This is a genomic window from Marinomonas fungiae (genome assembly GCF_001418205.1).
Taxonomy (GTDB): Bacteria; Pseudomonadota; Gammaproteobacteria; order Pseudomonadales; family Marinomonadaceae; genus Marinomonas; species Marinomonas fungiae.
Genome location: NZ_LIQF01000019.1, coordinates 1 through 22,459, shown reverse-complemented (window position 1 = coordinate 22,459; position 22,459 = coordinate 1). Strand labels below are relative to the sequence as shown.

Genomic DNA, 22,459 nt, shown 5'->3' with positions numbered 1-22,459 from the left:
CAACGGCGCTTCTGTCATCGCTTGTAGGCGATAAAAGTGTTATGTCTGCAACCTTACCTATCGTTGCCAGCACTCAAGAAGTCATTGGCACAACCGTTCCAGCAATCAGCGCGGTTTTACTGGGCTCCTTATAACAACAAAAACGCCCAAGCGGCCAGATATCTGACGGCTTGGTCGTCATCCTACCCCGTACCCGTTTATCATGACGGCGTTTCAATTAGAAGTAGCCAAAGTAAAGTTGTTTGGGTTCTTTTCATTGTCTTGGCTTCATGAGAGTTATGTGATGTACAAAATGGTGTTTATGGGTTATAAATTTACCTAAAGGGTGTGAAAAATACCTTCCTATAAAAACCTTTATTTGTTCGATGGTGCGCAATTAATAAGGCCTTTAAGTCGAAGGTTGTTGGCACGATGCTTGACATATAGGATGAACAACTTATTCGATCAAAGGACGAAACATGGCGTTATTAAGATACGCAAACTTAGGTATTCACAGGCCAGACATCCTGCTTAGTAAAGCAGTGAGTGGTCTTGGTGACTTTTATAAGTATTTAGACACCACTCGAAAATTCCTGGAAAGTACGAAGGCTGTTAAAGCGATAGCTTGGGAAAAGCTGGACGATGCTCAAAGTGGAGTATGGATACAATTAGTTGAGCCTGCCGATATCTGCGGTGATTTCGAAAAGAACTTAAAGCTCTTTTTAGATGAAAGTACCGACACGGTATACGAAGCAAGCCCCGCTAGATGGAAAGCCGTGGGTAGTGCCGCTAGAGAATGCCCAAATTGTAGAAGTCACGGTAAACCTAAAATGGCTTATGCAACTGAGGAGCACGCGGACGAAATTGCGAGTGAATTAGGCAATGGGCTGTCGTCGTATGAGTGTCCAGACGGTTATGGTTGGCATTTGACTGGGAAATCACAAAGCAATGTTGGATTCAATAAATCCAACGCAATTTCAGTCCTGGACAGAAATGTAGAGAATGACAGCTTGTTATTGGATCGTTTACCTGACCACGACTATTTGGTTATTCGTCCAAACACATACCAGTTAAAGTGTCAGATTAATGCATTACAAAGCTTACAAGACACCCCTTCTATTCACCATCTTCCGCTATTGAGGCTGTTTGAAGGTAAGGATCATGCTAAGTGGCCGAATGTTCCTTATGATGAGCACTTATTTAACGATGACTACTACGTTCTTACCGATGGAGCAAGAGAGGGAACATCTCAGCAGCGTGAGTTTGTAAATATTGCACTCAATACACCAGACTTTGCCTTCCTTGAAGGCCCCCCAGGATCTGGCAAAACTACAGCCATTTGCGAACTGATTCTTCAATTAATAAAGCGAGGTAAGCGGATCTTACTTTGTGCATCAACACACGTTGCTGTTGACAATGTTCTTGAACGAATGATGTCTGAAGAAAATATTTATCGCGACATGGTGTTACCTGTACGGATTGGAGATAAATCAAGCGTTTCTCAAAAGGCAAAGCCATGGCAATTGGAAGAGTTTGTTAAAACTGAACGCACAAGATTGCTAAAACATCTTCAGCAACAACCGCACATTTCAGTTAGTCAGAAGTTACTTAAAAGTAAGGTCGGTGAAGGTAAACATATTGTTGAGCGTCTTGTTCTTGAAGCGGCGAATTTAGTTTGCGGGACAACTATTGGGTTGCTTCAGCATCCTGATATCAAAAATAAACAATCAACATCGCCAATCTTCGATGTGATGATTATTGATGAAGCATCAAAAACAACTTTTCAAGAGTTTTTGGTGCCAGCGGTACTTGCCAAGCGTTGGATCATGGTGGGAGACCCAAAACAGCTTTCACCTTATGTTGATGATGAAGCTACCGAAGTAAATTTGCAGCCATGTTTACAGGATCGTTATCAGCGAGAAGCATGCGCAGATATTTTCTCTGCTCGACAAATCAATATTCAGAAACGAGAAGTATCCTTGGTTTGCACTGACGATGAAAAGACAATTGAATTTTATCATCAGCAAGCAAAGTCCAAAAATGTATTGGTTGCATCATCTAAAGGTCCGAAGACAGATCTCCCTTACGCATCAGTAGTCCTTGGTTCGTCAGCGTTCATCGCTCAGAATGCTAATCACCTACCCCTGGATTTGACGACCATAAGGGGGCTGCCTGCGTTACCGGAAAAGTTAGAAATGCGACTTGCAGCGCATTCGAGATTAACTCGTACAAAAATCAAGACCGAGTCCGATAGCTGGGAATCCCAGTTAGCGTGGCGACTGGCTCGTATGTACGAACAGCGCCTAAATACAGAATCTAACGGAAGTTCTAAAACTGTTAATAAGTTAGAGGAGGATATCAAAGCGCTACTACCATTTGACTCAGAAAAAGATACGTTCACTGCAATAGACAGGATACGTAGGATCGCACTGCCTTCTATCCTTGAATCACTACAAGTTGGATTTGAACGAACAGAGTATCAGAAACAAGGCACCGCTCTGTCTGATGGACTTCCAGCCAGTGTTTTGGAACAACGACAAATACGGCTTAGTTACCAGCACAGAATGCATCCAGACATTGCCGAGTTTTCCCGAGTACATATATACCATGAAAAAGCACTGCAAAGTCCTGATGGCCAAGCTGAAAAGCGGGACTGGGGATACCGAAGCGGCTCACATCGTTGTATATGGCACGATGTTAAAGGTCGAAAAGGCAAAGAAGGTGAAATCACCGCTGAAGTAGAAGAAATATTAAAAGAATTAAGTCGCTTTGATTCTTGGGCAAAATCAAACCCAAATGTTGAGAAAAACCAACAAAAGCCTTGGGAAGTTGCTGTTTTGGCATTCTATCGGGCTCAAGAGCGAGCTATACGTCGAGCTTTACGAAAGTGGACGGGAAATCATCACGGAGTAAGGCATTTCTATCGAGGTGAAAAATCATCACCGTATATTGATATTCAGATATGTACCGTAGACCGTTTTCAGGGGCATGAGGCTGATTTTGTCATGCTTAGTTTCGCAAATAACCATCCCACGAGTTTTCTTGAAAGCCCAAATCGCTTGAATGTTGCAATTACGAGGGCCAAGCATCAGCTCATTGTGTACGGAAACCGCCCTGCAATGCAAAAGGCATCGGGTGTGTTAGGTACTTTTGCCAGCAATTCTTACTGGTCTACAACAATCGAGACTGAATCACAGGAGGCACTATGAGCCAGGACATCATACTAAAACGAGAAATTAAAACTGAAAGTTGGCTCATACAGGGTGAAATCGCGCTGGCAGATAGCCGTCCAGAAATTAACTGCGTGCTGCAATTCCTTCAAGATTATCCGAATGCGAGTTCTGCTGAGTGCTCCGAGCATTTATTTGGGGACAAAATCGGACGTCGTGTAGTTGCTGATAGGTTACTAAACATATGTCGATTATATGGGCTTGCTGAGTCTAATCGAGACCAATACAGGCTCACTGAATCAGGACTGATTGCTCTTGAGAAAGATCAAATCCTAGTGCCAGAAGATGGGTGTTGGAGCCTTTGCGTTTGTCATGAGCCTTTATTGCCTCATCCACTTCTTACTATTGATGCGCACACAGAGCCTAGTGCAGCGTCGATCGGACTTGGAAAAAACAGAAATGAGCTAAATGAAAGAGCAAAGCTACTAGTTGAGGTTCCTCAACTAGTCAAAGACGTTCGTGGCCTGAAGGTTGAACCAATAGGTGGAGGTTCGGAAGTACGCGTTGACAAAATTGAACTCAAAGGTGAGCGCATCTCACCGCAAGGAAAACCGTATTACATCGAGTGGAATGTGACTGAAGGCAATGTCGATGTGAAGCGCGGAAAGGATCTTATATTTTCACGTCGGGTTGAACCAATCAGTCGTCAGCAATTTTTGAAAGTACTTCTGCATAGTGAGGGCTTGCTTGAACAATGGGATGAGCAAACTGAAATCTTGTCAGTGGTTTTCGAAAATACTACTGAATCTGAGCGAATCAATATGAAGCGCTCGGTAAGCGTAAAAAGACCATCTGTTCACAAGTTGGGCTCGTTTGATGCGATGAAGTTACACAATATTTCTATATCAGCATTGACTGAATTGGATGCTAAAAAGTGGGCTGAATGGAGATTAGAGAAAAATATCAATATGTATGCCACTAATAGCAAGTACCAAGTTTGGAGAGAAAAAGCACTCGAACCTTTTAAAAGTTGGAATTTCACACTACCTGATAGGGCTGAGTTGGCAAATCAGTTTTGGACTGAAGAAGATCAGCAAAATCAGCATACCTGGCATGTCATTGCAGCCCATGATTGGAACCTATAAGGAATCATAGTGATGAATTTAATTGAAAAGTTTACTAAGACTGAAACTAAGATTGTTGATCAATCAAATACCAAGTTGCCCCCTGTGCTTTTGCCTGTTTTACCTAAACAGGTATCTGATCCGCAACCTATTAATAGCTCTTTGTTCTGCAATGAGCTGCAATCAAGAGTTGTCGAATTAATCGATAATGCTGAGCACTCGGTTATTCTTAGTACGTTTTTACTTGCTGATGAGAATGTCGAATCTGCTGTCCTAAAAGCTGCAAAGCGCAAAGTTCGTGTGTACATACTATTGGCATGTGAGACTCGTCTTGATGGCGATGTGCCTGACGATGAATTTGGTAAGAAGTGTCTTGTGCAGCATAAGGAAATGTTAAACAAATTGTCTGGACATGTTCACTTTGCATCTGCGCCGCATTTCCACGCAAAAGCCGTTGTTATAGACGCATTACATGAAACTGGTAATGCTAAAGGGTTGCTTTTAACGGCAAACCTTACAGAAGAAGCACTTTTACGAAATGAAGAGCTGGGGGTCGCGCTTTCACGCCATCAAATAGCTGAGATCGTGAATGTGTTCCGTTGGGCAATCTTCGAGAGTGCGCAGCACCATATGACAAGCCGTGGTGAATTCTCAGCTTATAAGTCGCCGGGCAATGTCAGATACCCAAGGGAATTAACTGAAATACTGGTCACATCGAGTGAAGACGCTCGAATTAGGGAACACGCATTAGCGTTGATCAATCAAGCGGAAAATGAACTCATCATATCGAGTTTTGGATGGCAAGAGGACCATCAGCTTGTAAAAGCAATATGTGAACGTGCGAAGTCGGGGCTAAAAGTCACCATTCTATCTCGCCAAAGACCCGCAGCCATGCCAGCGTTGTTGGCTATGAAACAGGCTGGTGCATCGGTGATGTGTTTTAAATGGCTACATGCCAAAGCGATTGTAGTAGATGGAATGCATGGCATGGTGATGTCGGCCAATTTTCAAGCGCATGGTATGGATCAAGGCTTTGAGTTAGGCGTAAAACTCACCGGTATTCAGGTAAAAGAGCTGATGAACTGCTTAGATATGTTTTTAACTAATAGCCACAATGAATTGAGCATCGACATGAGTCTAGGGATGATTTCTGGTGGTTTTGAAGCTTGGGAAAATAATACATTCAAGAGGTACTCAGTCAGCGAAGTAGACATTGTTGAGTTATCACCTATAAAAGCAGATTGTTTGTCTGATATGGATAAGCACCCAAAAATACCCAATGCAAACTGGCGGGAAAAAACATCGCACAAGATTGAGTATAAATGGCGTATAGAGCCGCCAGTTATCACTAACGCCAGTCCAGAGTATTTCAAACCTTTAACGGCTAAGGATGAAACTTCTAAGAAGCAGGATTCAGGATCGCCTAGAGAGAGTTATGAGCCAAAGGTTGTTCGACTGACAAAAAAACAGTTAGCTATTACAGTTCGTCAAGAATACGAACTTGCCATGGCAAAAAGGCTGAAGCAAAGTGAATTGCCAAACGCCCGAATTGTATTGGAGGCGTAATTTTGGATAACAAAAACACACTGCTTTGTTGGCACTCAAAAAGAGCTGGGGTTGAGGTATTAGACGAAGCGTTAAAGCGGCTTAAGAATCGTAAAGTTTATGTTGGCAAAGTAATTGTTCTTACTCAGTCAGCTGGGGATAACAGTCTGTACAAAGAGCATGAATTTGGCGATATACAGATTACCTTTCGAACTGTAGCTATCGAGAACCCAGCTGATCATAACGAAATTTATCACGCAATAGAGTCTGAGATTATTCCAGAGCTAAAGCTTGAACAGAATCTTCATATCAATGTATCGCCGGGAACTCCGGCGATGCATGCGGTTTGGTTGATTCTTCATGCTCGGGGGCATTTTCCACGCGAAACAATCCTCTGGTCATCACAATATAACCCCGATACCAAAAGAACCAGCATTGCCAAAGTTGATTTCAGTGTAAATACGTATTTGGCAGAGATCTCTGCTATTTCAAGTTCAGAGGGCGGTTACGCCCTTTACGATTTAGACCCTAAATCAAAAGCAAGGCAGGATGCATTACAAACGTTAAAGCAGTTCTCTTGCGTTCCCAAAGCTCCGTTACTTGTACTGGGTGAACGTGGTACAGGGAAAACGAGGCTAATTGAAACCGTTGTCGGTAAGGTAAAGCAAAAGCAGGTTGTTACGCTTGCATGTGGAGGACTAGATTCTCAAGTGGTTGATAGTATGTTGTTTGGCCACGTAAAAGGTGCCTTCACTGGGGCGGAAAAGGATCGCAATGGACTTTTGAAAGAAGCAAATGGAAAAGTTTTGTTTTTGGATGAGATACAAGATTTACCAACTTCGGTTCAGCGAAAGCTGGTTCGAGTGCTTCAAGATAACCATCACAGTTTTCGCCCTGTTGGAAGTGACACTGAGGAAACATCAGACTTCGAGCTAGTTTGTGCGAGTAATAAATCACTTGAGCAATTGGCAACGATACTCGATGCTGATTTCTTTGATCGTGTATCCATGCTCACAATAACAATACCTCCACTTCGTGCATGCAGAGAAGATATTCTGTCGGATTGGCAAAGAATCTGGCAGGAAGTTAATGTTAACCCCAATCTGCCTGCGGAAGCTCCAGTGTCAAATGAATTAATCCAGTTTTTTAACTCGGCATATTTACCAGGTAACTTACGTGACCTAAAAAAGCTGGCATACATGTCTTGTGCGTTTTTGAGCTCTCAAACTACAGCGTCGGCAATCTCTAGCTCATTAGCTGCGTTGGGCGAGCCAGTTATCCAGGGGGATAGTCCTGATACAAGGTTTGCATTTGGTGATTTAACCAACACAACTAAGGATGAGTTAACGAAAGCGTTTCATAAGGAATTTGCAACAGCTGCCAAAAAGCAATTCGGTACATGGGTGAAAGCCGCAGAAGCATTGAAGGTGGATCAAAAAACTTTGCAAAAGTATATGAGAGACAATTGAGTTATTTTAGTGTGTGATTGTTTTCATAAGATTTGGTGCTGCTTAGCAAGACGACAAATTCTTCAATCTATCTAACCGAGTCCACATAGGACAACTGCATAGACTGGAGCCTCGATTTACATTAACGAGGACTCCTCATGCGAAAACTATCTCCAATTATTCTGGCGCTTGCGCTGTCTCCTTTGGTTCAAGCTGAACCTGTGTCTGAAGTGTCGCCCGTTGGCAAAATTGATGGCATGGTTTCTTTGCCGGTCACCGGTATGAAAGCGGTCGAAAGCAACGGCCGTATTGTTTTTATGTCAGACAGTGGCCGATTCGTTATTGATGGCACGCTCTATGATGCTTGGTCTAAAAAGACGCTTACCAGTCTTGAGGAAATACGCGAAGCGGGGAACACTCTAGACTTAAGTCGTTTGGGCCTAAAAATGGAAGACTTGAATCCGCTTATTCTGGGGGAGGGAGACAAAACTGTCGTTGTGTTTGTTGATCCTCGATGCCCGCACTGTCACGAGCTGTTGAAACAAGCTTTGCCACTGACCAAAGAGTACACCTTCCAAATTCTCCCCGTGCCAGTTCTTGGTCCTGATTCAGAGCGTCAGGTTCGTCAGCTTGGCTGTGCGCGAGATAAAAAAGCGGCCACTGATGCATTGCTTAATGGCCGAATTAATAGTTTAGAGCAAGATGAGGCTTGCAATTTAGAGCCAATGCAGCGAACGCTAGTCACCTCTCAAATTCTAGGAATACAAGGCGTCCCTTTCATCATTGCTAATGATGGGCGCATCAGTCGAGGTCGCCCATATGATCTTTCCGCATGGCTGGAGGGGCGTTAATGAAAGCCTCACTTTATTCGGGAATCAGAGCGGCAGAACTTTTACCTGTATTGGCTTACTCAGATGATGAAAAGCTATTTTTTATGGATGATCATAGCATTGGCTATGGCTTCATCTGTGATCCTTTGCCTGGAGGCGATGACTCGGTTGCAGATCGCGTTAATGTTCTATTAAACAACGATTGGCCTAAAGATACGTTATTGCAATTTGGCTTGTTCGCATCCCCTGATATACAGACAGATCTGCAGCTAATGTTGGGGCTACGACATCGCCAAATCGATCCTTTATTAAGAGCTTCTATACGTAAACGAGCAAATTTTCTTGATAGGGGAACGGTTCAGCCAATAGAAGAATCGACACAAACTCAAGTGCGCAACTTCCAGTTACTTGTGACCTGCAAGTTGCCATTGGAAGGAACTTTACCAACTGAACGAGAATTGAGTCGGGCGTCTGCGCTTAGAGCTTCATTTTCACAGGCACTAGCAACGGTTGGTTTTCGCGTCACTGAGATGACTGACCGAAATTGGCTCGCGGCATTAAGTGCGCAGCTTAACTGGGGAAAAGATGCATCTTGGCGTAATCCATCACCAATCCGCAGTGAGGCAGATAAACCACTTCGAGAGCAAGTGTTGGATTATGACCGGGCTATCAAAGTGGATAGCCAAGGTCTGATGCTGGGCGATTACCGAGTTAAAACCTTATCGTTTAAGCGCCTACCTGAGCGGGTCTGGTTTGGCCATGCTGCAAGTTTTGCGGGCGACATGATGACTGGAAGCCGCGGTTTACGTGGCAGCTTCTTGTTGAATGTCACTATTCACTTTCCTTCAGCTGAGAGCATTCGCTCTCGCTTAGAGACCAAACGGCAATGGGCAGTCAATCAGGCCTATGGTCCGATGCTGAAGTTTGTGCCGGTGCTTGCAGCCAAGAAAAAGGGATTTGATGTTCTTTTTGAAGCCTTGCAAGAAGGTGATCGTCCTATTCGGGCAAATATGACTTTAACGCTGTTTTCACCCACGGAAGAGGCGTCCATCAGCTCTGTTTCAAATGCTCGAACTTATTTCAAAGAACTCGGATTTGAGTTAATGGAAGATAAATTCTTCTGTTTACCAATTTTTCTCAATGCATTGCCATTTGGTGCAGACCGTCAGGCGATGAACGACTTGTTCCGATTCAAGACAATGGCAACACGGCACGTCATCCCTCTATTGCCTTTGTTCGCTGATTGGAAAGGCACCGGCACGCCAGTGATTAACTTTGTTTCTCGCAATGGCCAAATGATGAGTGTGTCCCTTTATGACTCTGGAAGTAATTACAATTGTTGCATAGCGGCGCAATCAGGGTCGGGCAAGTCTTTCCTGGTGAACGAAATCATCTCCTCCTACTTATCAGAAGGCGGGCAATGCTGGGTAATAGATGTTGGCCGTTCCTATGAAAAATTGTGTGAAGTCTATGATGGGGAGTTTTTACAGTTTGGTCGGGACAGTGGTATTTGCTTAAATCCGTTTGAAATCGTTGAGGACTATGACGAAGAAGCAGATGTACTGGTTGGGTTATTGGCCGCAATGGCCGCACCTACGCAGTCATTAACGGATTTTCAGATGGCCAACCTAAAACGTCAGACCCGTGAACTATGGGAGAAAAAAGGTCGTGAAATGCTGGTTGATGATGTAGCTGAGGCCTTAAAAAATCATCAAGACCGGCGCGTGCAGGACGTAGGCGATCAGCTTTATCCATTTACCACTCAGGGAGAATATGGCCGCTTCTTTAACGGGCATAACAATATCCGCTTTAAGAACCGTTTCACTGTTCTTGAACTTGAAGAACTCAAAGGGCGGAAGCACTTACAACAAGTGGTATTACTTCAGTTGATCTACCAAATCCAACAAGAAATGTATTTGGGTGAGCGTGATCGACGAAAGATCGTGTTTATCGACGAAGCCTGGGATCTGCTTACCCAAGGAGACGTAGGTAAGTTTATTGAAACTGGCTACCGTCGCTTTCGAAAATATGGCGGCAGTGCAGTAACCGTCACTCAGTCGGTTAATGATTTGTATGACAGTCCTACAGGTAAAGCCATTGCTGAGAACTCGGCCAATATGTACCTCCTTGGCCAAAAATCCGAAACCATCAATGCACTTAAAAAAGAAGGCCGATTACCTCTGGGAGATGGTGGTTATGAATACCTGAAAACCGTTCATACCGTCACGGGTGTTTATTCAGAGATTTTCTTTATTACAGAGATGGGAACAGGCATCGGTCGTCTTATTGTTGATCCGTTTCATAAGCTGCTTTACTCGTCACGTGCGGAAGATGTAAACGCGATTAAGCAGCTAACCCGCAAAGGCCTTTCTGTTGCTGATGCTATTTCACAGTTGTTGAAGGAGCGAGCTTATGAATAAGTCCAAGTTGTGGCCGCTTTTTGCCTCTATTACTTTTTCCACTGCAGTTAGTGGATTGTTTACCTGTTGGATCTTAATGAAAACACTTGATCCTATCCAACGTCAGTTGGCATTAAGAACGCCTATTGCGGTAGTGGATTTTGGCGAGGCTGTGCTGTCTTTAGGTCCCAATGCCAGCGAACAAGACATCGAATCAAGGTTGTTTCAGACCAATCAGCAGATTGAAAAGCTAAAAGCAGCCGGTTTTATCGTTCTGGATGCCCAAGCGGTGGTGGGAGCTGATGATTCCGTATTTGTGCCGGTGAATTCAATGGAGGTGTCTCATGCAGATACTCCGTAAAAGTATGCCTTGGCGGCCATATCTGATCCGGTTGACGTTTCTTTCTCTAATCATAGCCTTGGCTGGCTTCTACGCCATGACGCGCTACCGAATAGGTATTGACACCCAGAAAGAGCGCTGCCTACCAGATACAACGGTGTACTTGATTGACCTATGGGATAAAGAGCCTATTAGAGGTGAATTGTATGCCTTTCACTCAGAAGGACTCGCTCCGTTATACAGCGACGGTACTCGGATGCTGAAACGCCTAACAGGGATGCCTGGGGATGGAGTCAACGTGACTGCGGAGCGTGTGCTGGTAAATGGCGTTGAAGTCTCAACCGGTATGGCATTAGCCCATCGTCTTGGTGTGGTTGAAACAGAATTTAGCCGATCACTGACGCTGCAAGAAAACGAGTATTGGTTTTCCGGTGAGGCTGCAACAAGTTTTGACTCCCGCTATTGGAACGCCGTTAAACGTGAGCAAATTATTGGCCGCGCGAGGCCGCTTTTGTAGGAGGCGATGATGCAAAGACTTTGTCTCTTATTCTTACTGGTTGCCCCATTGTTTTGGAAGCAATTGTCTTGGGCGCAAGAGCCTTACTCACAAGAGCCTTATCCGCTGTCTGACGAGGACAAAAAAATCGTCGAAATGAGCCGCAGCATTTTACAAAGTGCAGTGGATGGTTCATCTGAATTTTTCGAGCCTTTTGAACCGATTGAACAACCTAAGTCGCGAAAACACAACGATGAATGGTTGATATTTGCGTCGTCATCACTGGGTGATTCGTCACTTAAACAGCTTTTTAAAGAGGCCAGTGCTACCGGCGCTGCTGTGTTGTTTCGGGGAATTCCTGAAGGCAAGACCTTGGGTGCGGCTATTCGTGATTGGCATACGCTGATGAAGGGGCTTTATCCTGTTCCTCAGGTTCGAATCGATCCGAAAGCCTTTGTGCACTGGCGGGTGACTAGCGTGCCTGCCATTTTTGGCATAGAAGATGACAAGGTGACTGCAAGTGCACTAGGGGTTTACAGCAAGGACTGGTTGCAGCGTCAAATTGAAGCTGGCAATACCGGATCATTGGGTCAACGCGGTCCTATACATTCGATTTTAGAACCGGATTTGATGCAAGTGGCGATGCAACGTTTACAGTCGATTGACTTGGACGCGTTAAAGAAAAAAGCCATTGAGCGTTTTTGGTCTCGCCAAACATTTAATAATTTACCACAAGCCAAGCAGTATCGGATAAGAACTGTTGATCCAACCATCGTCATGCAGCGTCCACTATTAGACGCCGATGGTCGAACATTGATCCCGGCTGGAACACGTATTAACCCGCTAAAAGCTTTGCCATTTACTCAACAGCTCGTGGTGTTTAATGCGTCGAACGCTGAAGAAGTGGACGCAGTAGCGGATTGGCTTGAGGGGCAAGATAGGACAGCACGCCGCATTACGCTTATCACAACGGAACTCGACCGTGAACAAGGATGGAATAGTCTCAGTGCGCTAGAAAAGACTTTAGACAGTCCGGTTTATCTTCTCAATGCCTCGCTAAAGCAGCGTTTTGATTTACAAGTCACCCCATCGTTTGTTCAAGCAAAGGGGCTCGCGTTTGAAATAGAAGAAATTCCAGCAAGGGAGCTTGTTTATGAAAAAGCTCAATAATACTTATCGTCTGTTACATACCCTCGTTGTCACAATCATTCTAGGAACTTCCATTCCAGCAAAAGCCGAATTGACCTGCCCAGATGCGGGTTTATTGTCAGGCAAGTTGCTGACGGATGTTTGCTGGTCATGCATTTTTCCTATCCGAGTGGCAGGTCTTCCGCTTGGCTCTGGCAGTGTGCCGAGCGGTGCATCCAATAAATCGATGTGTATGTGCGACGATAACCTAGGCTTACCAAGACCAGGCTTGGTGACAAGCATGTGGGAACCCGCACGTTTGATTGAGTTGGTTAGAGCACCAGGATGTTCACCTTCCTTAGGAGGAATCCGTTTACCAATGGGGGACAGACGACTACAAGGTGGCCATGGTGAAGGAGAGTACGATACCGGTGATCTCGCATTCTATCATTACCATTATTACGCCTTTCCACTTCTTGTCATGCTTGATTTGTTCATGGACGGTAACTGCAATGCCGATGGTTATATGGATTTCGACCTAATGTACTTATCTGAGCTAGATCCTACTTGGCTAAACGATGAACTGGCGTTTTTTACTCAACCTGAGGCGGCGGCTGTTGCCAACCCATTAGCGATTTCTGCTTGCACTTCTGATGCTGCGTCTTCTGCTTTAGGTCATCCAATCGATGATTTGTTTTGGTGTGCTGGTAGTTGGGGACACCTGTATCCATTATCAGGCCATACCTTAGCCTTTGGTTCTCTCGCTGAAAATACCAGTCATTTAGCTGCTAGGGCAATTGCAGCTCAACATCGACGAGGTTTAGCAAGACGGACAATGGGGAATAGTGCTCTGTGCCGTCCAGTGATTGAACCGATGTTACCTAAGTCTCAATACAAACTGAGCATGTTCTTTCCCGTCCCTGAAACTGAAAATGCGCACGTTATCGGTGAAAGCACAATGAACTGGGGAGAGTGGCGTACAATTCCTGGTGTGGGTGAGGATGCTCTTTACATTTTATGGCGCTGGCAAGATTGTTGTAATTTGGGAGGGTAGTAATGCAGCCAACAATTTGTAATCGAATTTTAGCTGGGATCTTATCCATTACTATGTCCTGTTTGCCTCTACACAGTATGGCTGACTCTCAGCGTCAAAGTGGTTTAAGTGGGCAACAGTCGGGGAAACAACTGCTGCAAAATTGGACGATGCCATCGCTTAATAGTGACAGTATGACTATTTATGATGGTGAATCCAGTTCAACCATCAATTTGAGCGAGCTTTTTCCTGGGATGGGTGATGGCTCTATCGACTTTTTAAAGCAGGCATACGGGTCAGAGTCTGCTATGAATGAGTTGGGAAACCAAGCAGAGCAGGATCTATCTTCCGATACCGGCCTAACAGGCATGGCATTTGAGTCTTTAAAGGGGATCAGTGACCGATCTCGTCCAGATATGAATCGAGATCGAATATGGTCCCTTTCCGATGCCGTACAAGCTGATCCAAATATTTTGAGTCAAAGCTTTCCAGAGTGTCAGAACCAACAACCATCTACACCTAATTACAGACAGTGTGACCGACTTAATATCGCTGCAAAAAGTTGTACCGTAACTCACGAGTATTCAGCAGGGATTATTGAGCACGTTGATGGGCCATTAAACCTACAATCTTGTGGTGACGATTGTTTAGAAGTCTGGATTGGTCAAGTCGGGGACAATTACTGGGCTGGCAACTGTCAAATATATGAACAGTCCTTGACTTTAAAAGTTGTGAACCCTGATGCGATTACTTCAGCGGTTCTAGAATACGCCAAATGGGATGATTACATGCAAGTTTGGCTTGGTGAACAAAAGGTCTGGTCAGGTCCTAATGGTAATTTTCCTCCTGAAACTGCGGGGCAATGTGAATTAAGAACGAGTTGGGAGCAAAACCCTAATACTGATCTAACGACTCATTTAAAAACGGTTTCTCCTGGAACAAATATACCCGTTAAGATTCGAGTATCAGTGACTGGTAATGGAGAAGGGTATGCACGAATCAAAATTCGATTTGACCCTAGCAAGGTCATATTGAACGATATTTGGACACCTGAAGCTTGTATTGATCAGGCAAATTCGCTTCATCAAAATTTTTCTGAGTTCTCCATCCAGTGCGTCGATCAGCCTTCATCAACAAACAGTTGTACAGTGGTGAATGGTGTATCGGTATGCGAATCCGAATTCTCACCAAGTCCTATCAATGGTATTTCACCTTTGTGTCGTCGGGTTCAAGTAAGTGTGAATGACGAATCCTTTAACCGCTTCGAGCATTCTTCCTGTCAGATTTTGGAAGACAATGACGCGTGCGGTTTTATTTCTTCTACATGTGTAGAAGCAGACCAAGATGGCCAATGCATTCGTTATACGGATACATACGATTGTGGTATTCAGGAGACAAACCCTAATTGTATTGTGTCTGATTTAATGCCATCCAGTTTTGCTGAATGCCAATCTACGCATACCATCATTCCTATAACAGAAGAAAAGCATATTCCTGACTACAGAGTTTGTGAACGAGTGAACAAGCTTACTGAGTGTCAAGTCGAGCGAGAAGTATCTGTACGTGACCACGAGCAAAGTTGGCCAATAACAAGAGGGTGTTTTGATTCGGAAGTGGTCAGACTTCAGCCACTACACAGCAATACTATGCAAACTGGAAATGTCAGCCTTCAAATCTCTCAGCTATTAAATACAAATGCTTCAATCATTGAGTACCCAAGTAAAGCGAACAATTGGATAACAAAAGTTGCACTATCGGGAAACAAAGAGCCTGTCACTGAAACAACACCAACAATTAAGTATCAAGCCTATTATTGTCCCGCAGGGAGTCTATACGGTTCATTGTGCCAAGTTGTTACGGAAGAAGGAACAACTTGGCTAGGTGCTCAAACAGAAACTCGATCTCGATGTGAATATGGTTGGAGCAAAGTAGATTTTGATACGTGTAGTCGAGTTGTAGAAAAATGCTTGGCCCCAGCGAATCTAAATGCAACCGTATCGTTTACTGGAAAATATTTATCTCAACAAGTTTTTCATGATTCAAGTGATCCAGGAGTCAACCAGTGCATTATGCAAACTGATCAATTTACTTCGGTTCAATGGGAATGCTTGGAAACTGGAACAAAGCACATTAATGGCTTACATGTTGGTGCTGCTCAACTAGAAAGCCTAGCTTCACTTTACCCTGCTACGGTTTCATCACCATCTCATTTGACCAGTCAAGGTCGTTCAGATGGGCTTGGACTTTCTTGTTGGAAGGCTAAAGCAACCTACAATGCGGATACGGGTGATTCAGAGTTTAATGTTGGTGTCTCTGGTAGTTGGCTTGACGTGAACGGAAATGTTCAAGCAATCGAGAATAGAATTGATGAGACAAGTGAAAATACGTGCGCTGTGCTTGAGCAAGACCCGCAATGTCAGTATGTAAGAACTGAGTGTACGGAAGGCGGAGCTGGGCACGAAGGCTTTTGTTACATACAAAATTTAATATACGACTGCGGTGAAGATATCGAAGTTCAAAACGCTGAAGTCAAAACAGAATATAACTGCCCGGGGCCCATTCGTTGTATGGGAACGGATTGTTTAGAGCCTGATTCTATTAAGCAAGCCAATTTTGCTGAAGCTGCAGCCATGATCAATGCTGCTCAGTACATGACGAATGATATGACGTGCACTGGATCTGATAGTCAAAATAATGTGGAGTGCTCTGTTTTCAAAGGAAGCGCAGGTGAATGCAAGAAAGCTGTTGGAGGAATAGTTGATTGCTGTGAAAAGCCAAATGGCGTGTCACTATCGGATTACATTTCAATGATTGTTGCAGTCAACAAGCTCGATACAGCTGTTATGGCTATGAACCCATCTTCGGCAATCTATGGTTCGTGGAATACGCTTAGGGAACCCATCACCAGTACCTGGAGTGCAGTCAAAGAGCCTTTTGTGTCTGCGTGGGATTCTCTAATGGGAGCAGGGCCATCCACAGCAGCTAGTGCTGGGGCCGAACAAGCGGCAACAGGTTTCATGCAAGCGTTGACGAATAAGACAGCTGAGTGGGTAGGAACCACCTTTGGGTCTGGGGCTCAGTCAGCACTTTTTAGCAATGTCGGCGGGGCAGTGGGAAGTGATGGTGTCGTATCAGGTGGGAATTTTGCTCTAGGGGGGACTGCTGGTGCTGTCCTTGGCACCGTAATGACAGCATATATGATCTATTCTGTTGCTATGATTCTTGTCCAACTTATCTGGAAATGCGAGCAGAGCGAGTTCGAGATGAATGCGAAACGTGCGCTGAAGAGTTGTCATTATGTTGGGTCATACTGCAAGTCTAAATTCCTTGGTTCGTGTGTAGAGAAACGGGAATCATATTGTTGTTTCTCTTCTCCACTTTCGAGGATTATTCAAGAACAGGTTCGTCCGCAACTCGGCATCGGCTGGGGAAGTGCGAAGTCACCAAACTGTGAAGGTTTGACCGCTAGTCAGTTAAACCAGATAAATTGGACTCAAGTCAATCTTGATGAATGGATAGGGATCTTATCGATCACGGATAATTTACCCGAAGTACCGTCACTGGATCTGGAAAGACTCACTAGCTCAGGAAGTACGCTAAACGTGGATGGAAACCGTCAAAGTGCAGCAGACAGAGCAATCGAAAGGATAAATGGCGTGAATATTCAAAAGTTGCGACAAGATGCTTCTGAAGAACTATCAATAGCTAAGTAAAATAGGATGCTCAGTCAGTTAATAAAATGGCAGAGATAAGATGTAGCTAGTACAAGTAAATATGCCTTATAGAGCATATTTACTTGTTTTTGGTGTTGATCACTTAACTGAACAATTATTTAAAACATAGCAATTTGAATTGCCTTGAATGTTTTTGATTTTCATATCGCGAGCTGTTTCTTGGTCATCAACCGGGTCCATTTTAGCCCAAGCTTCAAATAGCTGAGTTTGTTGTCTGCTTAGTCTCAGGCCGTATTGATCTCGCATATAGAAATAAATTCTAGCAATATCACCTTGACGGCTAGCTGGTGGTTCAGCTCGTCGGTCTTTGAAATCAACTTCGAAATCGCATTGACCATAGGCTCTTGGTTCGTTTGGAATCATGCCAAATCTAAAATTTGATCTATCTCCATTGAGTTCTCCCACAGATGGAACGAGATTATGCAGATCTGAAACCATTTTAGAAAACTCAGGATCATTCTTTTCACAGTTCTTTCGCCCACCATTTTGCCAGCATTGGCGTTGATGGCCTATTTCCCATGCAGGGACTACATGTTCCCACTCTAAACGTTTTCCTCGTTTAGGCTGTTTCCTAGGCTCATATCCGCAAGATGATGCATCAATTTCTCCTGCATTGCTATAATCGCATCCACAATAAAATGTCGTTTGGTTATCTTGGTAAATGTCTCGGGCTAATCGTTTAGCCTGACTAAATGATGAAGGGTGTTCTGCGAATACAGGAATAGAGACGAAGACTGCTAAAAGGGCAGTGAGAAAAATGCTTTTTTTCATTAAGGTATTCCACAGTGTTCGAGATAAAAAGCCATTTTAACAAATTTCAGAGTAAATACAGTCACATAAAGAGTTTTTTATCGATGTGGGCTCAAACATGTTTATAGACATGTTAAGTCCTTAATTAGCTACATTAAGTGGTGTTTTAGTGAGTTAAGAAATCATTTGGGGACTTTATGATGAGCCCCTTTCGCAGGGGCTGGTTGATGGTATCTTAGTTAGTTCGCTATCTGGAGTGGGTGTCGTCTGTGTCTTCTGTAATATCTTCATCTGTAGCGGGCATGGCCTGTTCAACTTCTGCTTCTTTGCCTTTGGTTTGTGCAGACTTCCTCGCTCGAATTTCAATATCAATAATTCGTCGTGCAAGTTTAATGATTCGCTGCTGCCATGCATAATTGCCATCGACACGTTGCTTGTTGCTAAGTACATTTGATAACCAAAGAGTATCCATAGAGATCATCAAAGCATCCAGTTTTCGTATTAAACCAACAAACTGACCAACCTGAGGTGAGCTGATTTGTGCCTTAAAAGTAATTGGCCCTGTGTATTCAGGAATATCATCTATACCATTCGATTCCATCAGCTTATCAAGACGTGCTTGCTCACTATCAACCGATTTTGAGCAATTTTCTATTAGCTGGGATATAACTTGATCAACTTCATCAATTTCGTTTTCATCGCCAATGATGCGAAGAATGACATCAATTCCGTAAAGCGCACTGACTGTTCGTTTGAAAACTCGATCAACGACACGTTGAGCCTGTAAGCTATTGATAGTGAAGGATTGCTCAAAAATTGGCTTGGAATAATTCGGTCTTTCTTGGGCCATAAGTTCGCTCCTGATAAGAGAATAATCACCCTTTAGCCTATTCCTCTAATTAGTCATGGCCCTTCAGCTAGATGTAAGAATTGAGCATCTTGCTAGCTATCCAAATTCGACTAGACGTTTACACTGAATATCAAATATCGCTGATCTGTTTCAGTGATATATGCACCTGAGAGCATGAGCTCAAAGGAAGTCCGCCGCTGAGTTTTACCAGTGGTATTTAGAGATAGCTAGTCTCTATAAACAAATAGCCTGCATGTTTTTACATGTTCAACGATACGTTCCTTTCGGAACGCCATTATACAACCCAACTGGGGGAGTTCTTCCCCAGTCGGGGACGACTCCTTCAAAACTAAACTAAGGAGTCATTTATGGAATATATCTTCGGATTTCTGATCCAAGTCGCGGGCATTATTTTGCTTGCAAAATTGAGCTGGTCGCTTCTGCGATTTCTTACATCCCAATGTGTGCGTCCGTTTAAATTTGTGCTATCGCAAATCAAACGAATGCTCAAATCAAAACCAAAGCAACGCCCTATGGCCACACCTAATAAACAAGGTTTGTGTCGTTGGACGTCTGCTTACGTCGTAGAGTCTGATCAGTACGATTTGGCTTTACTTGATATCCCAGCCTATCTGCGCCGACAGTCGTCTTTACCTAATCAGGTAGAAGTAACTGTGTGCACAGAGTTCAACTAAGACGAGGAAAACTTTATGAAGAACCAAGTAATACTCATTGGTTACGTTGGCTCTGAGCCTGAAACGAGAGCCTATCCATCAGGTGATTTAGTGACCAGTATTTCACTAGCCACTTCTGAAAAATGGCGCGACCGTCAATCTAATGAGCTCAAAGAGCATACGGAATGGCATCGAGTCGTATTTCGCGACCGTGGTGGCTTTAAGCTAGGTTTAAGAGCAAAAGATTTAATCCAAAAAGGAGCAAAGCTTTACGTTCAAGGGCCTCAGCGCACCCGTTCATGGGAGAAAGGTGGCATTAAACATCGATTGACCGAGGTGGATGCAGGCGAATTTCTGCTTCTTGATAATGCGAATAAAACATCTGAGCCATCAATGGCGGATGATGCTAATTCCCAAGTTAATTGGGCGCATTCATATCCTGAACCAGACTTTTAATCTAGCGAAAATACATTAACCCAGCCGGGAGTTCTTTCCCGTCAGGGATAGGCTCCCGCATTTATGTCGGAGTCTAAGATGGAAAAACCAAAGTTAATCCAACGCTTTGCTGAGCGTTTTAGTGTTGATTCAAATAAATTGTTTGAAACATTAAAAGCTACAGCATTCAAGCAACGTGATGGCAGTTCACCAACTAATGAGCAAATGATGGCGCTCTTGGTGGTTGCAGATCAGTACGGCTTGAATCCTTTCACCAAAGAGATTTTTGCGTTTCCTGATAAACAAGCTGGGATTATTCCAGTGGTTGGTGTCGATGGATGGTCTCGCATCATTAATCAGCACGATCAGTTTGATGGGATGGAGTTTAGAACTTCAGAAAACAAAGTCTCCTTGGATGGCGCAAAAGAATGCCCTGAATGGATGGAATGCATCATCTATCGGCGCGACCGTTCGCACCCAGTCAAAATCACTGAGTATTTGGATGAAGTCTATCGACCGCCATTTGAAGGTAACGGCAAAAATGGCCCTTATCGAGTGGATGGTCCATGGCAGACGCACACTAAGCGAATGCTAAGGCATAAATCCATGATTCAGTGTTCCCGTATCGCTTTTGGCTTTGTGGGCATTTTCGATCAAGACGAAGCAGAACGTATTATCGAAGGCCAGGCAACTCACGTTGTCGAGCCAACGATGATTACACCTGAGCAAGTTGATGATCGAACCAGAGGAATTGTTTTCAAACTGATTGAAAGAGCAGAAGCTTCAAATGCTTGGAATAGCGCGTTGGAATATGCCAATGAACATTTCCAAGGAATTGAGCTGATGTTTGCAAAACAAGAAATTTTCAATGCACAACAGCAGGTAGAGAAAGCCTTGGCACAGCCATTAGCATCTTAGCATTGTGTAATTAATTCAATCTTGCCCAAAAGGGGAGCTATCTCCTTTAGGGGAAAGTCTCCCCTCAAAGGAGACTATATGAAGGTAATAGACCTATCACAACGTACTCCTGCATGGCACCAGTGGCGCATTGCAGGGGTTACGGCATCTGAAGCCCCAATTATTATGGGGGGTTCACCCTACAAAACACCTTGGCGATTATGGGCAGAAAAAACCGGATTCGTATTACCGGAAGACCTGTCGAATAATCCTAATGTGCTTCGCGGTATTCGGTTGGAGCCTCAAGCAAGGCGAGCATTTGAGAATGCGCATAATGACTTTCTTCTGCCGTTATGTGCAGAAGCCGATCATAACGCAATCTTTCGAGCCAGCTTTGATGGCATCAACGATGCGGGCGAACCCGTTGAACTGAAATGTCCTTGCCAGTCAGTTTTTGAGGATGTGCAAGCTCACCGAGAACAAAGCGAGGCGTATCAGTTGTATTGGGTACAAGTACAGCATCAAATACTGGTCGCCAATAGCACGCGTGGTTGGTTGGTATTCTATTTTGAGGATCAACTGATTGAGTTTGAAATACAACGAGACGCGGCGTTCTTAACTGAGTTGCAAGAAACGGCGCTTCAGTTTTGGGAGTTAGTTCAAACTAAAAAAGAACCGCCAAAATGCCCTGAGCAAGATTGTTTTGTTCCCAAGGGTGAAGCCCAATACCGTTGGACATCGCTGTCTCGACAGTATTGCTCAGCACATGCCGAAGTGGTTCGACTGGAAAATCACATTAAATTTTTGAAAGAGGAAATGCGAGACGCTCAGTCAAAATTGGTCGCTATGATGGGTAACTACGCTCATGCCGACTACGCTGGGGTCAAACTCAGTCGCTACATGATGGCGGGCACGGTGGACTATAAGCAATTGGCCACCGATAAGTTAGGCGAGCTGGATGAACAGGTTTTAGCCGCTTACCGAAAATCGCCACAAGAGCGGTTGCGCATCAGCACCAATAAGCCAGATCAGCCCGTTGAAACACCGATTAAAATCAGTCTTGAGCAAGAGAACTTGGTTCTGCCAGGTGACTCGCCGAGCTCATTTTACTTTTAACGTTCACTTGGAGCCGATTTCGGCTCCTTTCTCATGCGTTTACATCGAGTGCATCAGAAAGCAGTTTCACTCGTAGCCAATGCTGGGTACGAATGATAGAGCGAGCTGAACTCTTATATACACAGCCATACCACAATCAACACACCACCCGACGGGGACTTCATTCCCTGTTGGGGCATGGGGCCTCGTCAAAACAGATGAGGTTTACCATGACTGAACAATCCCCATTTTTGGTTCAAGTGAATCAAGCGTTTAATGTCCCGGCTCCTGATGCTTTCGTTCTGGAAGGATTTGGTGCCGACACTACCCATCCAAACCTTCCCGTTCGCAAGGACGAGTACGTTTTTAGAAAAGAAGACTTACGTGACGTATTGGCGTTCTTGTCTAACCCAGACGGTGACGGTTTGTATATTACTGGCCCCACTGGATGCGGTAAGACCTCGCTAATTTGCCAAGTTGCTTCTCGATTGAATTGGCCTGTTCAGCAAATTACTGCGCACGGTCGATTGGA

Annotated in this window: 18 protein-coding genes; 16 read left to right on the top strand and 2 right to left on the bottom strand. The window is 44.2% G+C overall.

What is annotated here, in order from left to right; translation table 11 throughout:
- Positions 1-458: 458 nt before the first annotated feature.
- The 11 genes from ASC49_RS18025 to traN all read left to right on the top strand — a co-directional run bounded on the left by ASC49_RS18025 (position 459) and on the right by traN (position 17,205).
- The gene (locus ASC49_RS18025; protein WP_055464638.1) at positions 459-3,188 is read left to right on the top strand and encodes a DEAD/DEAH box helicase family protein; all 2,730 of its coding nucleotides are present in this window, start codon (positions 459-461) and stop codon (positions 3,186-3,188) included.
- Entirely contained in the window at positions 3,185-4,294 is a 1,110-nt protein-coding gene (locus ASC49_RS18020) for a hypothetical protein (RefSeq protein WP_055464637.1), read from the top strand. Before ASC49_RS18025 ends, ASC49_RS18020 begins: the two co-directional genes overlap by 4 nt.
- A gap of 12 nt (positions 4,295-4,306) precedes the next feature.
- A complete protein-coding gene (locus ASC49_RS18015) occupies positions 4,307-5,839 on the top strand; it encodes a phospholipase D-like domain-containing protein (protein ID WP_055464636.1) in 1,533 nt (510 codons plus the stop codon).
- Between the two features lie 2 nt (positions 5,840-5,841).
- A complete protein-coding gene (locus ASC49_RS18010; protein WP_055464635.1) occupies positions 5,842-7,287 on the top strand; it encodes a sigma-54-dependent transcriptional regulator in 1,446 nt (481 codons plus the stop codon).
- A 137-nt stretch (positions 7,288-7,424) separates the two neighbouring features.
- On the top strand, positions 7,425-8,117 hold the full coding sequence (locus ASC49_RS18005; RefSeq protein WP_055464634.1) for a DsbC family protein: 693 nt from the start codon (positions 7,425-7,427) through the stop codon (positions 8,115-8,117).
- The gene (gene traC / locus ASC49_RS18000; RefSeq protein WP_055464633.1) at positions 8,117-10,516 is read left to right on the top strand and encodes a type IV secretion system protein TraC; all 2,400 of its coding nucleotides are present in this window, start codon (positions 8,117-8,119) and stop codon (positions 10,514-10,516) included. The genes ASC49_RS18005 and traC overlap by 1 nt, the downstream gene beginning before the upstream one ends.
- Complete coding sequence (locus ASC49_RS17995; RefSeq protein ID WP_055464632.1) at positions 10,509-10,856, top strand: hypothetical protein; 348 nt, start codon at positions 10,509-10,511, stop codon at positions 10,854-10,856. Before traC ends, ASC49_RS17995 begins: the two co-directional genes overlap by 8 nt.
- On the top strand, positions 10,840-11,352 hold the full coding sequence (locus tag ASC49_RS17990; protein ID WP_169787818.1) for a S26 family signal peptidase: 513 nt from the start codon (positions 10,840-10,842) through the stop codon (positions 11,350-11,352). The genes ASC49_RS17995 and ASC49_RS17990 overlap by 17 nt, the downstream gene beginning before the upstream one ends.
- 6 nt (positions 11,353-11,358) lie before the next feature.
- Positions 11,359-12,501, top strand: coding sequence for a TrbC family F-type conjugative pilus assembly protein (locus tag ASC49_RS17985; protein ID WP_245624770.1), 1,143 nt, complete (start codon positions 11,359-11,361; stop codon positions 12,499-12,501).
- Complete coding sequence (locus tag ASC49_RS17980) at positions 12,485-13,513, top strand: TraU family protein (RefSeq protein ID WP_055464630.1); 1,029 nt, start codon at positions 12,485-12,487, stop codon at positions 13,511-13,513. Before ASC49_RS17985 ends, ASC49_RS17980 begins: the two co-directional genes overlap by 17 nt.
- Positions 13,514-13,515: 2 nt before the next feature.
- Positions 13,516-17,205: a conjugal transfer protein TraN gene (traN, locus tag ASC49_RS17975; protein ID WP_055464629.1), complete on the top strand. Its 3,690-nt coding sequence runs from the start codon at positions 13,516-13,518 to the stop codon at positions 17,203-17,205.
- Positions 17,206-17,304: 99 nt separating this feature from the next.
- On the opposite strand, the gene ASC49_RS17970 is transcribed toward traN, so the two are convergent.
- Together ASC49_RS17970 and ASC49_RS17965 are read right to left on the bottom strand one after the other, a co-directional pair.
- Entirely contained in the window at positions 17,305-17,997 is a 693-nt protein-coding gene (locus ASC49_RS17970) for an endonuclease (RefSeq protein WP_055464628.1), read from the bottom strand.
- A 226-nt stretch (positions 17,998-18,223) separates the two neighbouring features.
- A complete protein-coding gene (locus tag ASC49_RS17965; protein WP_055464627.1) occupies positions 18,224-18,826 on the bottom strand; it encodes a hypothetical protein in 603 nt (200 codons plus the stop codon).
- 368 nt (positions 18,827-19,194) lie between these two features.
- On the opposite strand from ASC49_RS17965, the gene ASC49_RS17960 reads away from it, so the two are divergent.
- The 5 genes from ASC49_RS17960 to ASC49_RS17940 all read left to right on the top strand — a co-directional run.
- The gene (locus tag ASC49_RS17960; RefSeq protein WP_055464626.1) at positions 19,195-19,521 is read left to right on the top strand and encodes a hypothetical protein; all 327 of its coding nucleotides are present in this window, start codon (positions 19,195-19,197) and stop codon (positions 19,519-19,521) included.
- A 15-nt stretch (positions 19,522-19,536) separates the two neighbouring features.
- The gene (gene ssb, locus ASC49_RS17955; protein WP_055464625.1) at positions 19,537-19,956 is read left to right on the top strand and encodes a single-stranded DNA-binding protein; all 420 of its coding nucleotides are present in this window, start codon (positions 19,537-19,539) and stop codon (positions 19,954-19,956) included.
- Between the two features lie 78 nt (positions 19,957-20,034).
- Positions 20,035-20,853 carry a phage recombination protein Bet gene (gene bet, locus ASC49_RS17950; protein ID WP_055464624.1) on the top strand — a complete coding sequence of 273 codons (819 nt, stop codon included), beginning with the start codon at positions 20,035-20,037 and terminating at the stop codon, positions 20,851-20,853.
- 78 nt (positions 20,854-20,931) lie between these two features.
- Positions 20,932-21,948 (top strand): YqaJ viral recombinase family nuclease, encoded by a 1,017-nt coding sequence (locus ASC49_RS17945; RefSeq protein ID WP_055464623.1) that lies wholly within the window; start codon positions 20,932-20,934, stop codon positions 21,946-21,948.
- A gap of 209 nt (positions 21,949-22,157) precedes the next feature.
- Positions 22,158-22,459, top strand: a 302-nt coding sequence (locus tag ASC49_RS17940) for a P-loop NTPase family protein (RefSeq protein WP_141656876.1), incomplete at its 3' end; no start/stop codon positions are given.

What these genes read in the sequence shown, in the direction of transcription:
- ASC49_RS18025 (WP_055464638.1), top strand. Translation starts at nt 459, where the DNA reads ATGGCGTTATTAAGATACGCAAACTTAGGTATTCACAGGCCAGACATC.
- ASC49_RS18020 (WP_055464637.1), top strand. Translation starts at nt 3,185, where the DNA reads ATGAGCCAGGACATCATACTAAAACGAGAAATTAAAACTGAAAGTTGG.
- ASC49_RS18015 (WP_055464636.1), top strand. Translation starts at nt 4,307, where the DNA reads ATGAATTTAATTGAAAAGTTTACTAAGACTGAAACTAAGATTGTTGAT.
- ASC49_RS18005 (WP_055464634.1), top strand. Translation starts at nt 7,425, where the DNA reads ATGCGAAAACTATCTCCAATTATTCTGGCGCTTGCGCTGTCTCCTTTG.
- traC (WP_055464633.1), top strand. Translation starts at nt 8,117, where the DNA reads ATGAAAGCCTCACTTTATTCGGGAATCAGAGCGGCAGAACTTTTACCT.
- ASC49_RS17995 (WP_055464632.1), top strand. Translation starts at nt 10,509, where the DNA reads ATGAATAAGTCCAAGTTGTGGCCGCTTTTTGCCTCTATTACTTTTTCC.
- ASC49_RS17990 (WP_169787818.1), top strand. Translation starts at nt 10,840, where the DNA reads ATGCAGATACTCCGTAAAAGTATGCCTTGGCGGCCATATCTGATCCGG.
- ASC49_RS17985 (WP_245624770.1), top strand. Translation starts at nt 11,359, where the DNA reads ATGATGCAAAGACTTTGTCTCTTATTCTTACTGGTTGCCCCATTGTTT.
- ASC49_RS17980 (WP_055464630.1), top strand. Translation starts at nt 12,485, where the DNA reads ATGAAAAAGCTCAATAATACTTATCGTCTGTTACATACCCTCGTTGTC.
- traN (WP_055464629.1), top strand. Translation starts at nt 13,516, where the DNA reads ATGCAGCCAACAATTTGTAATCGAATTTTAGCTGGGATCTTATCCATT.
- ASC49_RS17970 (WP_055464628.1), bottom strand. Translation starts at nt 17,997, where the DNA reads ATGAAAAAAAGCATTTTTCTCACTGCCCTTTTAGCAGTCTTCGTCTCT.
- ASC49_RS17965 (WP_055464627.1), bottom strand. Translation starts at nt 18,826, where the DNA reads ATGGCCCAAGAAAGACCGAATTATTCCAAGCCAATTTTTGAGCAATCC.
- ASC49_RS17960 (WP_055464626.1), top strand. Translation starts at nt 19,195, where the DNA reads ATGGAATATATCTTCGGATTTCTGATCCAAGTCGCGGGCATTATTTTG.
- ssb (WP_055464625.1), top strand. Translation starts at nt 19,537, where the DNA reads ATGAAGAACCAAGTAATACTCATTGGTTACGTTGGCTCTGAGCCTGAA.
- bet (WP_055464624.1), top strand. Translation starts at nt 20,035, where the DNA reads ATGGAAAAACCAAAGTTAATCCAACGCTTTGCTGAGCGTTTTAGTGTT.
- ASC49_RS17945 (WP_055464623.1), top strand. Translation starts at nt 20,932, where the DNA reads ATGAAGGTAATAGACCTATCACAACGTACTCCTGCATGGCACCAGTGG.